The sequence below is a fragment of the Citrobacter sp. RHBSTW-00017 genome (assembly GCF_013797615.1).
In the GTDB taxonomy this organism is placed as follows: Bacteria; Pseudomonadota; Gammaproteobacteria; order Enterobacterales; family Enterobacteriaceae; genus Citrobacter; species Citrobacter braakii.
The window spans coordinates 2,539,400-2,552,044 of sequence record NZ_CP056899.1 but is presented as its reverse complement, the minus strand read 5'-3'; the positions used below and the strand labels follow the sequence as shown (position 1 = coordinate 2,552,044).

11 protein-coding genes and 1 pseudogene are annotated in these 12,645 nt (G+C 53.4%); 3 read left to right on the top strand and 9 right to left on the bottom strand.

What is annotated here, in order from left to right:
* The first annotated feature begins 140 nt into the window (after nucleotides 1–140).
* Nucleotides 141–713, top strand: coding sequence for a flavin reductase family protein (locus tag HV037_RS12335; protein WP_103283811.1), 573 nt, complete (start codon nucleotides 141–143; stop codon nucleotides 711–713).
* 38 nt (nucleotides 714–751) lie between these two features.
* On the opposite strand, the gene pptA is transcribed toward HV037_RS12335, so the two are convergent.
* Together pptA and HV037_RS12325 are read right to left on the bottom strand one after the other, a co-directional pair.
* Nucleotides 752–979: a tautomerase PptA gene (pptA, locus tag HV037_RS12330; protein ID WP_047358141.1), complete on the bottom strand. Its 228-nt coding sequence runs from the start codon at nucleotides 977–979 to the stop codon at nucleotides 752–754.
* A 34-nt stretch (nucleotides 980–1,013) separates the two neighbouring features.
* Nucleotides 1,014–2,018, bottom strand: coding sequence for a LacI family DNA-binding transcriptional regulator (locus tag HV037_RS12325; RefSeq protein ID WP_181022915.1), 1,005 nt, complete (start codon nucleotides 2,016–2,018; stop codon nucleotides 1,014–1,016).
* Nucleotides 2,019–2,337: 319 nt separating this feature from the next.
* On the opposite strand from HV037_RS12325, the gene HV037_RS12320 reads away from it, so the two are divergent.
* Together HV037_RS12320 and HV037_RS12315 are read left to right on the top strand one after the other, a co-directional pair.
* Nucleotides 2,338–3,534: an L-talarate/galactarate dehydratase gene (locus tag HV037_RS12320; protein ID WP_016153126.1), complete on the top strand. Its 1,197-nt coding sequence runs from the start codon at nucleotides 2,338–2,340 to the stop codon at nucleotides 3,532–3,534.
* Nucleotides 3,535–3,607: 73 nt separating this feature from the next.
* Nucleotides 3,608–4,918: an MFS transporter gene (locus HV037_RS12315; protein WP_016156557.1), complete on the top strand. Its 1,311-nt coding sequence runs from the start codon at nucleotides 3,608–3,610 to the stop codon at nucleotides 4,916–4,918.
* Between the two features lie 69 nt (nucleotides 4,919–4,987).
* On the opposite strand, the gene HV037_RS12310 is transcribed toward HV037_RS12315, so the two are convergent.
* From HV037_RS12310 to HV037_RS12275, 7 genes and pseudogenes are all read right to left on the bottom strand, one after another.
* Nucleotides 4,988–5,605 carry a glutathione S-transferase family protein gene (locus HV037_RS12310; protein ID WP_016153128.1) on the bottom strand — a complete coding sequence of 206 codons (618 nt, stop codon included), beginning with the start codon at nucleotides 5,603–5,605 and terminating at the stop codon, nucleotides 4,988–4,990.
* An 83-nt stretch (nucleotides 5,606–5,688) separates the two neighbouring features.
* Entirely contained in the window at nucleotides 5,689–6,462 is a 774-nt protein-coding gene (locus HV037_RS12305) for an amino acid ABC transporter ATP-binding protein (RefSeq protein ID WP_016153129.1), read from the bottom strand.
* Nucleotides 6,446–7,372, bottom strand: a complete 927-nt coding sequence (locus HV037_RS12300; protein WP_016153130.1) for an amino acid ABC transporter permease — start codon at nucleotides 7,370–7,372, stop codon at nucleotides 6,446–6,448. Before HV037_RS12300 ends, HV037_RS12305 begins: the two co-directional genes overlap by 17 nt.
* 9 nt (nucleotides 7,373–7,381) lie before the next feature.
* Nucleotides 7,382–7,891: a GNAT family N-acetyltransferase gene (locus HV037_RS12295; protein WP_016153131.1), complete on the bottom strand. Its 510-nt coding sequence runs from the start codon at nucleotides 7,889–7,891 to the stop codon at nucleotides 7,382–7,384.
* 10 nt (nucleotides 7,892–7,901) lie between these two features.
* Nucleotides 7,902–10,160, bottom strand: a pseudogene (locus HV037_RS24590) (NtaA/DmoA family FMN-dependent monooxygenase).
* 25 nt (nucleotides 10,161–10,185) lie between these two features.
* Entirely contained in the window at nucleotides 10,186–11,307 is a 1,122-nt protein-coding gene (locus HV037_RS12280; protein ID WP_103283807.1) for an amidohydrolase, read from the bottom strand.
* Nucleotides 11,307–12,305 (bottom strand): MsnO8 family LLM class oxidoreductase, encoded by a 999-nt coding sequence (locus HV037_RS12275; RefSeq protein WP_016156560.1) that lies wholly within the window; start codon nucleotides 12,303–12,305, stop codon nucleotides 11,307–11,309. The genes HV037_RS12280 and HV037_RS12275 overlap by 1 nt, the downstream gene beginning before the upstream one ends.
* Between the last annotated feature and the right edge of the window lie 340 nt (nucleotides 12,306–12,645).

The window sequence follows — 12,645 nt, the reverse complement described above, 5'->3', positions numbered from 1 at the left end:
TTAATGCAGTACTTATAACGCATTTTTAATTTTGCGCCGTCGATTTTGTGCGTTGTTCCTCCAGACGAGGCGACAAAATCGCTAATACCGTTAATATCTATGTTTATTGTGGTGTGTTATCTCTCAGCCAAGGAGCATCCATGAGCCATTTTCGTCCGATCGAATTAAAACATGCCAGTCGGTTGCTAAATCACGGCCCAACGATATTAATCACCAGCCGGGATGAGCATACCGAGCGGCGAAATGTGATGGCTGCCGCGTGGTCAATGCCCGTGGAGTTTGAACCACCGCGGATCGCGATTGTTGTCGACAAGACCGCCTGGTCACGTGAGCTCATTGAACGTAGCGGCAAATTCGGCATCGTTATTCCGGGCGTTGCCGCCGCCAACTGGACCTGGGCCGTAGGCAGCGTTTCCGGTCGGGTGGAAGATAAATTCAACTGCTACGGCATTCCCGTGGTGCAGGGGCCGGTACTGGGTTTACCGCTGATTGAAGCAAAATGTCTGGCCTGGATGGAGTGTCGCCTGTTGCCTGCCACTGCGGCACAGGAAAAATATGACACGCTGTTTGGTGAAGTGGTCTCGGCTGCCGCTGATGAGCGAGCCTTCGTGGAAGGACGCTGGCAGTTTGATGATGGCAAGCTCAATACCCTGCATCACCTTGGGTCCGGAACGTTTGTCTCCAGTGGAAAACTCATAACAGCAGCTGAATAATGGCACGACAAAACGGGCGGAAAATCCGCCCGTTTGTCTTACATGCTGTAGCCGGGTTTTTTAATCAACCTGGCCATCTGCGGCGCAATCTCCACATCCCACACGCCCTGCCACGCCTCGGGCTCAATTTCATTAAGCGCCACACTCACTGAACTGTCTTTGCTTTGCAAATGACGAATAATGACGTCGGTAATATCCGCCGCCAGCGCGGATTTTTGTTCGTCGTTCAGGTCGCGAGGAAAACATTTGATATCGACGTGCGGCATAGCAGATTCCTTATTGTTTTGGGATGCAGGTAACTTATGCGGATTCTCGTTCCACCAGGTGAAACCCAACATCAATGATATCGTCTTCACGCGGAATTTGTTCGATACGATCGGCAAGCAGAGAGGCGGCGCGTTGTCCAATAGCCCGTCTGTCGACGCTGACGGTGGTGATGGCAGGTCGGTTACTGGCGGCAAAGTCGAGATCGCCAAAACCGATTACCGCTAATTCCTGCGGCACGCGTAGACCACGGCTTTCGGCTTCCATGATCGCCCCCTGGGCTAACGTATCGGAGCTACAGACGATGACATCAAACGCGCGTTCAGCCAATAGCTGTGCCAACCCGCTACGCCCCAATGCCAGAGAGGCAGGAAGCGGGACATCCACCTGTGCACCAGCCGCAATACCATGACGGCTCAGCGCATCGCACAGTCCTTGTTTACGCTGGCCTGCCCGGCGATCGGCGGTCCATAGCAAACCAGGACGGCGATACCCTTTGTCCAGCAAATAGTCTGCTACCGCCTGCCCGACTTTTTCATGCGAAAACCCCACCAGCATATCGATGGGCGTTGGCGTTAAATCCCATATTTCCACGACCGGGATGGCCGCATTAAGAATCACCTTTTTCAGCTCGGCGGTATGATGGATACCGTTGAGCACTACACCATCCGGGCGACGAGAAAGCAGCGTTGCCACCAGCTCAGCCTCTGTTTGCGGCGTATAACCCGACACGCAGAGCAAGATGTGGTATCCGCGTTCAGCCAGTTCATCGCTTAATGACTGGATGGTATCGACAAACATATTGTTGTTAATTTGTGGGACAACCACAGCGATAAGCTTACTGCGACGCGACGCCAGCCCCCCGGCCAGCGCGTTGGGAATATAGCCAGTGGCGCGTACCGCCTGCATCACTTTTTCAACCGTTCTCGGGCGCACCAGTTGCGGGGAATTCAACGCCCTGCTCACCGTCATGGGCGACAATCCCGCAGTACGGGCAACATCTTCCAGCGTGGGTGCGCGCGGAGGTCTGGGATTTTTCACTGTCGATGCCCTTGTCAAAGATCGCTGATTTATCCTGGCATTATTCATCATGATTTCGGCTATTGCCAGCACCCCTCTACGATAACGCTGAGAAAACAGCAGCTTAGTTAATTAGCGTCATCTGAAATGATAGCGCCATCATAATGACTTGTGCATTTACCCATAAAGTATTGGAATGTGATGCTGTTTACAAGTTACTGTCCTTTTGTCTCAGTATTTGTGAGCGATTGTTCAAAACGCATTCAATTCGCTGGCGCAATGATTGCGCTAACACTAAAAATGTTAGCGCAATCATTTGTTATCACCAGGAGAGATTAAAATGTCATTAAGTGCGAATTCCGATGCCGTAACGTATGCCAAATCAGCCAATGCAAAAACCGCGGCTGAAACCGGCGACCGTATCGAGTGGGTTAAGCTGTCCCTGGCTTTCCTTCCTTTGGCAACACCCGTGAGCGATGCCAAAGTGCTGACCGGTCGCCAGAAACCCCTAACCGAAGTTGCCATCATTATCGCGGAGATCCGCAGTCGCGACGGGTTTGAAGGCGTTGGATTTAGTTACTCCAAACGGGCTGGCGGCCAGGGAATCTATGCTCATGCCAAAGAAATTGCCGATAACCTGTTAGGCGAAGATCCAAACGATATCGACAAGATCTACACCAAGCTGCTGTGGGCTGGAGCTTCCGTAGGGCGCAGCGGCATGGCGGTTCAGGCTATCTCCCCTATCGATATCGCCTTGTGGGATATGAAGGCCAAGCGAGCAGGGTTGCCGCTGGCAAAACTATTGGGTGCACACCGGGACTCCGTGCAGTGTTACAACACCTCCGGCGGATTCCTGCATACGCCGCTGGATCAGGTGCTCAAAAACGTCGTTATTTCCCGTGAAAACGGCATTGGCGGCATCAAACTCAAGGTTGGTCAGCCAAACTGCGCCGAGGATATTCGCCGCTTAACCGCGGTGCGTGAAGCGCTGGGCGATGACTTCCCGCTGATGGTCGATGCCAATCAGCAGTGGGACCGAGAAACCGCCATTCGTATGGGACGAAAAATGGAGCAGTTCAATCTGATCTGGATTGAAGAGCCGCTGGATGCCTACGATGTGGAAGGTCACGCCCAACTGGCCGCCGCGCTTGATACCCCGATTGCTACCGGTGAAATGCTGACCAGTTTCCGCGAACATGAACAGCTGATCCTCGGTAATGCCAGTGATTTTGTGCAGCCCGATGCACCGCGTGTGGGGGGAATTTCACCATTTCTGAAAATTATGGACCTGGCGGCGAAACACGGTCGCAAACTGGCTCCGCACTTTGCCATGGAAGTTCACCTGCATCTGTCCGCCGCTTACCCGCTTGAGCCATGGTTGGAACATTTCGAATGGCTGAACCCGTTATTTAATGAACAGCTTGAGCTGCGCGATGGGCGGATGTGGGTTTCCGACCGTCACGGCCTGGGGTTCAGCATCAGCGAGCAGACACGCCGCTGGACGCAATTAACCTGCGAGTTTGGTAAACGTCCTTAATTTATTTGGCGGGTAAGTAATACCCGCCCTCTTCCCTACAGAAACGCTCTCAACCTTATGAAAGGAGTGGGTGATGAACACAATAATAAAGCGCACAAAAGTGCGTTACGGTATTTTGATATTTCTATTTCTTGCCACCGTATTTAATTACGCCGATCGCGCGACGTTATCTGTCGTAGCTCCGATTATGAGCAAAGAATTAGGTTTTGATCCCGAAGCAATGGGACTGGCCTTTTCTGCCTTCGGTATTTCTTATGTCATTATGCAATTGCCTGGAGGCTGGCTACTTGATCGCTACGGTTCTCGTCTGGTATACGGCTGCGCCCTGATTGGCTGGTCACTGGTGACCATGTTTCAGGGCACCATTTATTTGTACGCCAGTCCACTTGTGGTATTGATTATCTTACGTTTACTGATGGGTGCCATTGAGGCTCCGGCCTTTCCTGCCAACAGCCGATTAAGCGTACAGTGGTTTCCTAATAATGAACGAGGCTTTGTCACCTCAGTTTACCAGGCCGCGCAATATATCTCGTTAGGGGTAATTACACCGTTAATGACGATTATTTTGCATAATCTCAGCTGGCACTTTGTTTTTTATTATATCGGGGCGATTGGCGTTATTCTTGGCATCTTCTGGCTGGTAAAAGTCAGAGATCCTATGCATCATCCGAAGGTAAACCAGCAGGAAATTGACTATATCCGGGAAGGCGGTGGCGAACCGTCGCTGGGAAATAAAAAAGAGCCACAGAAGATTACCTTTGCGCAAATAAAAAGCGTCTGCGTCAACCGCATGATGATTGGCGTTTACATCGGGCAGTTCTGCGTGACGTCAATCACCTGGTTCTTCCTGACCTGGTTTCCTACCTATCTGTATCAGGCTAAAGGAATGTCGATCCTTAAAGTGGGGTTTGTCGCCAGTATTCCTGCTATTGCCGGTTTTATCGGTGGATTGTTAGGGGGCGTTTTTTCAGACTGGCTATTAAAACGCGGCTACAGCCTGACGGTTGCTCGTAAGCTACCCGTTATCTGCGGAATGTTACTTTCCTGTGTCATCGTTATCGCTAACTACACCTCGTCAGAATTTGTGGTTATCGCGGCGATGAGTCTGGCATTTTTCGCCAAAGGCTTTGGCAATCTGGGATGGTGCGTACTTAGCGATACTTCACCAAAAGAAGTGCTCGGCATTGCTGGCGGCGTATTCAATATGTGCGGCAATATGGCGAGTATTATCACGCCGCTGGTGATTGGCGTCATTCTGGCGAATACCCAGTCATTCGATTACGCCATTCTGTACGTCGGTTCGATGGGGCTGATTGGCCTGATTTCTTATCTGTTTATCGTGGGGCCGCTGGATCGTATTACGCTGAGCCCGTCCGTCGCGTAATGTAAGCTTATGGCGATAGTTCGCCCGCTGTTCCGGGATTTGCACTCCTGCGGAACAGCGTTTTTTTATTCAAATAATCTTATTATTTTTCAGTACAGTACGCAGTCGCGGGTGCTGGCAAACCGCGTCAGCGATAGCGCTGATATTGGGCGTGTTGTCCTGAAACCAGTCATGCCCCGGCCCCCAGGTGCGCATAACGGCAATATAAACGTCCAGCAGTGTTAGCTGATCGCCAAACGCATACGGCTCAGCGCTTAGCTGGTCGTTCAGCCACATATAAAGCGATTTGCGGTACTCAATACAGTTCTTTTTCAACTGCGCCGCGGCGTCTGGTACCCAGCGTTGTGGATAATCGGCATAGGTAAACGTTGGATAGACATTTGCCACCAGCCATATCAACAGACGCTGAAACTGCTGGCGCTCAGCGTGCCCAACGGGTGGCGCAAGTTCAGGACAACGATCGAGGATCATCAGGGCGATCGCCGCCGTTTCCGTCATCACGTTACCATTTTCCAGTATCAGTGTGGGCACCTGGCACAACGGATTCATTTTTTTAAGCAACTCCCGCGAAGGCCCGTCGCGGTCAAAACCATCAACATCAATAAAGCTGTAAGGGATCTCCGCCAGTGTGAGCATCACTTCACTGATGGCCGATCCCCAGCCCGGCACCCCATAGACCTTAATCATGCTGCAACCCCCCAAAGTTAAAACCCTAAGTGTAGAGCAGCATTCGTCAGTCTATGCAGACCTGCCTATCTTTCCCTGCAAGTTCACAGCACTTTCGACAAGAACTGCTGGGTGCGCGTGTGGCGTGGATGATTCAGCACCTGCTCGCTGCTGCCCTGTTCGACAATTTTGCCATCGACCATAAACACCACCTGATCCGCCACTTCCCGGGCGAACCCAATCTCGTGCGTCACCACAACCAGCGTGGTTCCCGACTGCGCCAGTGCTTTGATGACATCCAGAACTTCGCCTACCAGTTCAGGATCCAGCGCTGAAGTGGGTTCATCAAACAGCATAACGCGTGGATTTAGCGCCAGCGCACGGGCAATAGCGATACGCTGCTGCTGACCGCCGGAGAGATGACGCGACCAGGCATCGGCTTTATTACGCAGGCCAACGGCATCAAGCAGAGTTAATGCCCGCTCGGTGGCGGCTTTACGCGATGCCAGACCGTGCGCAATGGGCGCTTCAATCAAATTCTCCAGCACCGTTAAGTGCGGAAACAGATTAAAATTCTGGAACACATAGCCGACGTTAACGCGCTGGCGCAAAATTTCCGCCTCTTTCAGCTCATACAGCTTGTCTCCCTGCCGACGATAACCAATGTAATCGCCATCGATTTGAATAAACCCTTCATCGACGCGCTCCAGATGGTTGATCGTCCGCAAGAGTGTGGATTTCCCTGAACCGGACGGGCCAAGAATAACCGTTACCGTTCCGGGAGGGATCTCCAGCGACACATTATCCAGCGCTTTGTGGCGACCAAAGTATTTGCTGACGCCGGTAATGGAAATATGGCCTTCAGGCGAGTGGGACATGGACGGCCTCCTGCTGCGGACGTTGACGGTTGCGTTTTTCTGCACGGCTCACCCGGGCGGTATTGATTGCTGAACGTCGCTCGCTGCGGGCCAGCGCGCGTTCGACCAGGTGCTGAATTAACGACAGGACGCTGGTGATCACCAGATACCACACCGCACCCACCATCAGCAGCGGGATCACTTCCTGCGTGCGGTTGTAGATCATCTGGATGGTGTAGAACAGCTCTGGCATTGCCAGCACGTATACCATCGCCGTCCCTTTCGCCAGACTGATGATTTCATTGAAGCCAGCAGGCAAAATGGTGCGCAGCGCCTGCGGCAGAATAATCCGCAGCGTACGTCGCCATGCGGGTAAGCCCAGCGCTGCCGCTGCCTCGTACTGGCCGTGGTCAACCCCTAAAAATCCACCACGAATAATTTCAGCGGTATAGGCGCTTTGCACCAGCGTCAGGCCAACCACCGCGGTGGAAAACTGGCCGAGCACATTGATGGTCTCAAAACTGCCCCATTGAATGGGAGTAAACGGAATACCAATCGCCAGCGTGTCGTACAAATAGGAGAAGTTGTACAAAACGATGAGCACCACAATCAGCGGTAACGAACGAAACAGCCAGATGTATCCCCATGCCAGACCGTTCAGCAACCAGGAAGATGAAAGTCGTGCCAGCGCCAGCAGACCACCGATGATAATACTCAACAGCGTACCGATAAGCGTCAGTAGCAGAGTTTGCCCAAGGCCGGACAAGATAACCGGATCAAAGAACCAACGGGCAAACACGCCCCATTCCCAGCGCGGATTAAACGCCACGGACTGGATAATCACCGCCAGGACAAACAAGGCAATGACTGCTCCTGCGGTGCGCATAGGATAGCGCGCCGGTACGACTTTAATACTCTCCGTCGTTTTCATCTTCTCTCCTCAGGCTATTCTGGCCTGACCGGCGATGGTCAACAGTTTGGTAAAGCGCAGCCGGCCATCAAACGGTGGCAGGCTGTACTCTTCGGGATCGCGCGCTGTATCAAATTGCGGATCGTAGCCCTGGCTTAAATAAAGTCGCACGGCCTCTGGCTGGCGAAATCCCGTGGTCAGATAAATCCGGCTGTAGCCCGCCAGCAGCGCCCTGCGTTCCAGCTCCTGCACCACGCGTGCCGCCAGCCCCTGCTGACGCAGGCTGCTTTTCGTCCAGATGCGCTTAATCTCGGCGGTGTCTTTGTCGTAAGGTTTGTAGGCCCCGGTGGCGATAATCTCGCCGCTGCGCTCCAGCACCACGAAAAGTCCCTGCGGTGCCAGATACCATTCGGTCAGCTCCACTTCAGCGTCGCGAGAAAAATAATCGCCATAACGAGCGGCATATTCACCGAACAGACCGTTCAAAATTGGCTGCAGCTCGCTGGCTTCAGGTGAGACCACGCGAAATTGATCGCTCACGATGACCTCCTTAGTCGCCTAAACCGGCCGGGTTGATTTCAGATTGCGGAATACGTTCCACCCCTTCTCCCCAGCGGTTCAGCACCTTGTCATAGTCGCCGTTGCCAATTACGCCGTTGAGGGCGGTTTGTACCGGCAGAACCAGACCGCTGCCCTTTTTCAGCGTCACAGCGATGTGTGCCGCTTTTGGCCAACCGCCATCAACGCTGCCCACCCGTTGCGTTTTACCGTTGAGTGCAGCTTTCCACGCGCCGATAACGTTAGGGCCGAAGTAAGCATCGGCACGGCCTGACTGCAGGGCCAGGGTTTGCGCGGCATCATCTTTGGTATACACCGGCGTAAACGGCTGCAACCCTTTCTTCACGTTCTCATCGTTCCAGGCGAGCAGGATGGCTTCCTGATTTGTCCCCGAACCGACGATGATACGCAGACCGGCGATATCTTCTGCCTGCTCGATTTTCTTCAGCTTACTGCCGGTTTTGACATAGAAGCCAAGGGAGTCCTTACGATACGTCGCGAAATCGAATTTCTCTTTGCGGGCTTTGGTGACGGTAATATTGCTGATCGCGGCATCATATTTGCCGGACGTGACGCCCAGCGGCCAGTCTTCCCATGACGTGGGCACGACGTTGAGTTCCAGCCCCAGACTATCAGCCACCAGACGAGCGATGTCCGCCTCGCTGCCGATCAGTGTCTTATTGTCATCGGCAAAGACGGTCAGCGGCGGCTGGCTTAACCCGGCAATCGCCACGGTGAATTTACCCGGTACGGCCAGGTGCAGGTTCGCGGGCAACTGCGCAATCGCCTGCGGATTTTTTGCCGTATTGATTGGCGTTTTATTGGCTTCCAGGCTTACGCCCGTACCGTTAATAGTCACATCATTTGCCCAGACGTTAGCGCTGAAAGCCAGTGACAGCGCGAGGAAGACTGATTTTTTCTGCATAGCGTTTTTCTCTTATTGTGTGAATTGGTTTGCAGGTGTCGCGAGTCCCAGGCTTGCGCGCAGGGTCGTACCGGGATATTCATGGCGGAACAGGCCACGCGCCTGAAGCACGGGGACAACCTGTTCGACAAAACGCGGGAAGGTATCTGGCGTTCCCCCCTGGATGATAAAACCATCTGCGGCTTTTTCGTCGAACCACTGCTGAAGACCATCGGCAACCTGTTGCGGCGTGCCGCTGAAACGTGGGCGTGGACTGGCCGCTTCCAGAGCAACCTGGCGTAGCGTTAAGCCACGCTCACGCGCGTTGCGTTTGATCTCATCAGTCGTACTGCGAAAGCTGTTTTGTCCAAGGGAACCCAGCTCCGGGAACGGTGCGTCCAGTGGATATTGGGCGAAATCATGATGTTCAAAATAGCGGCCCAGGTAGTTCAGCGCGTCGGTAATAGAGACCAGCGCAGCGGTAGTCTGATACTGCTGCTCAACGTCCTCTGCGCTGTCGCCAACAATCACGCTGACGCCCTGGAATATATGCAGTTGTTCGGGATGTCGCCCGGCGTAGGCCAACTGGCTTTTTACATCCTGATAGAACTCTTTGGCCTCCGCCAGCGACTCCTGATGGGTAAAAATAGCATCGGCATGCTGCGCCGCTAATTTCTTACCATCCTGTGAAGCGCCCGCCTGGAATATAATCGGACGGCCTTGTGGCGTGCGCCCAATATTTAACGGCCCTGCGACCTGAAAATAATCTCCATGATGGTTAAGCGTATGCAGTTTTTGCGGATTAAAAAATTCTCCGCTTGCCTTATTACGGGTAAAAGCATCATCTTCCCAGGAATCCCACAGTCCTTTCACCACCTGTAAATATTCATCGGCGATACGATAATGCAGGGCATGTTCTGGATGCTGGGCACGGGAATAGTTCTTTGCCGAACCCTCCAGAGGTGACGTGACAACGTTCCATCCGGCTCGCCCCTGGCTGAGATGATCAAGGCTGGCGAACTGCCGTGCGGTAGTAAACGGCTCGCTGTATGATGTGGATACCGTGCCAACCAATCCCAGATTCTGGGTAATGCTGGCCAAAGCAGATAATACCGTCAGCGGCTCAAAGCGATTTAAAAAGTGTGGGATTGATTTTTCATTAATATACAGACCATCGGCGACAAAAATAAAATCAAGCTTCCCTTTTTCCGCAATAAGCGCCGTCTCTTTGACAAAATCAAAATTAATACTGGCATCGGCCTGTGCCGCCGGATGACGCCATGCGGACATATTTCCCGCTGCGCCATGCAGAATAGTGCCGAGCCGTAGTTGCCGATTTTCAGCCATAATAACCCCTACCCAACAGGTAAACTTAAAGATGTGCGAATGCCGTTTTTGCTAACTGTGCAAAGTAATGCGCGGCAGGTTCAATTAAACGTTCGTCCGGATTGAAGCCCGGGTGATGTAATCCGTATTCACTGGCGCTGCCAATACTGACAAATGCCCCAGGCGTATTTTGCAGATAGACAGCAAAATCCTCGCCGCCCATATGCAGGTCGGCATGATGGGTGGTGTAGCCTGATTGTTTCGCCACGGCGGTGGCGATATCGGCCCAACGAGCATCGTTTACCAACGCGGTCGGCCCCGCATGCCAGATAACGTCGATTTGTGCGCCAAAGGCGTGGGCAAAACCGGCGGCGATGTCATTAACCCGTGCTTTAACCTGCTGTTGCACCGAAGTCCGGTGCGTTCTGAGCGTCCCTTCCAGCTCAACGGATTCTGGCAACACATTCCATGTATTTCCTCCCTGAATACGGGTCACGCTAAGCACCACTGAATCCAGTGTGTTAACGTCGCGACTGGCAACGCTTTGCAACACCGTGACCAGTTGGCTGGCGAGCAGGATGGCATCTCTGCCTTCATGCGGACGCGCCGCATGTGCGCCCTTGCCATTAATACGCAGCACGAAGCGATCGACGTTGGCATAGAACGCGCCGCCGCGTGTGGCAAATTCCCCCACTGGTAAACCTGGCTCATTGTGCATGCCAAAAATAGCCGCAACGTTGTGCAGCGCACCGGCGCGGATCAGCGTTTTTGCGCCACCGAAACTCTCTTCAGCGGGCTGAAACAAAATACGTACTCGACCCGGTAAGTGTGTTTCCTGTTGTTTAAGCAGCAGCGCGGCGCCCAGCATGACGCTGGTGTGGACGTCATGCCCGCAGGCATGCATCACTCCCGGCGTGAGGGAGCGAAACGGTACATCGGCGCTTTCTTCTATCGGTAGCGCATCGATATCTGCTCGCAGCGCGATGACCTCTTCTCCCTGCCCGATTTCCGCGACCAGACCGGTTTTCAGGTCGAACGGCAAAATCTCGACGCCCGCTGCGTGCAGCCAGGCGTGAATGCGCGCCGTCGTTGCCGCCTCTTGTAGGGAAAGTTCCGGGTGCTGGTGTAATTCACGACGCCAGTTGATAAGCGTTGAGGCCAGAGTCATCAGAGCACCTCCACGGCGTTATGGGCTTGCGCCAACAACCGCAGCGATGTCAGACGCGCGTGACCTTCCGCCACTGGCGTGTCGATAATGAACTCCTCAATGCCAAATTGCGTATGCAGGGCATTCAGCTTTGCCATCACCTCCTGAGCCGTGCCGTGTAACAACGCCTGCTCACGACGCGCGATTTTGCGTGGCGGACTGCCGGCCTGCGCGGCGAATGCCAGCGCCTGCTCTTCGCTGGCTACCGTGACACGTTGACCATTCTCCAGCTCCACGCCCCAGATTTGCACGTTTTCCGCAAGCTGCGCGGCGGTATCGCTACTGTCAGCCACAATCACCTGGACGGCAACTATCGTCGGACGTGCGCTGTGGGTCTGCCAGAAGGACAAAACGTCACGCAATAACGCGCGGTCACCGTTGAGGTGTGCCGCGAAGATAAAATGCCAATTAAATTGCGCTGCTAACTGTGCGCTTTGCACACTGGCTCCCAGGACAAATCCTTCCGGCGGTATCGGTGGGATTGGCGTCGGAAATACCGTTTCCCCACTTTCCGTGCCGCTCAGCGTCAGCCAGTCGTTAAGCTGGGAAAGTTGGTCGGCAAAACTGCCTTTTTCATCCTGATGCACTCCTTGCTGTAGTGCCCGAGTCGACAGTGGTAAGCCGCCAGGGGCTTTCCCTACGCCGAGATCGACACGCCCGGGTGCCAGCGAGGCCAGAAGATTGAAGTTTTCCGCCACTTTGTACGGGCTGTAATGTTGCAGCATCACGCCACCGGAGCCAACGCGAATACGCTGGGTTTGCCCGAGGATCCAGGCAATCACCAGCTCCGGTGATGGGCTGGCCAGCTGTGGCGTATTATGGTGTTCCGCGATCCAGAAACGATGGTATCCCCACTCTTCTGCCTGCTGCGCCAGACGCAACGTCCGGGCAAGCGCCATCGCGGCGGTTTCACCTTCCCCGAGGGGGCTTTTATCCAGAATACTCAGGCGATATGACATGTTACGGGCCTATGCTTGTTAACATGTCATTATTATTAAATTATCAGATAACCATGCAGAAACATTTAATTCACATTTGCTCAGCTAAAAAGTAGATAACCAGCCCTGACGCTGTCAGGGTTAAAATTCGGATTGCCTTGTACTGGTCGGAACACGAAACTGAAAACACGCGGAATGTATGGCCTACAAAATATAATAGGGTCGTTGGTCTCACGGGAATAACATCCAAATCATTTCATGCCAGTTTTCTTTTTGCGAAAACGTTTTTTAACGCGATTTACGTTAAGTCAGGTTAAATGACTTAAAACGTTATGCGGTTGTATAAAATGTTTCAGTTTTA

Coding starts and splice junctions, on each gene's coding strand:
- HV037_RS12335 (WP_103283811.1), top strand. CDS start 141: ATGAGCCATTTTCGTCCGATCGAATTAAAACATGCCAGTCGGTTGCTA.
- pptA (WP_047358141.1), bottom strand. CDS start 979: ATGCCGCACGTCGATATCAAATGTTTTCCTCGCGACCTGAACGACGAA.
- HV037_RS12320 (WP_016153126.1), top strand. CDS start 2,338: ATGTCATTAAGTGCGAATTCCGATGCCGTAACGTATGCCAAATCAGCC.
- HV037_RS12315 (WP_016156557.1), top strand. CDS start 3,608: ATGAACACAATAATAAAGCGCACAAAAGTGCGTTACGGTATTTTGATA.
- HV037_RS12310 (WP_016153128.1), bottom strand. CDS start 5,605: ATGATTAAGGTCTATGGGGTGCCGGGCTGGGGATCGGCCATCAGTGAA.
- HV037_RS12305 (WP_016153129.1), bottom strand. CDS start 6,462: ATGTCCCACTCGCCTGAAGGCCATATTTCCATTACCGGCGTCAGCAAA.
- HV037_RS12300 (WP_016153130.1), bottom strand. CDS start 7,372: ATGAAAACGACGGAGAGTATTAAAGTCGTACCGGCGCGCTATCCTATG.
- HV037_RS12280 (WP_103283807.1), bottom strand. CDS start 11,307: ATGACTCTGGCCTCAACGCTTATCAACTGGCGTCGTGAATTACACCAG.
- HV037_RS12275 (WP_016156560.1), bottom strand. CDS start 12,305: ATGTCATATCGCCTGAGTATTCTGGATAAAAGCCCCCTCGGGGAAGGT.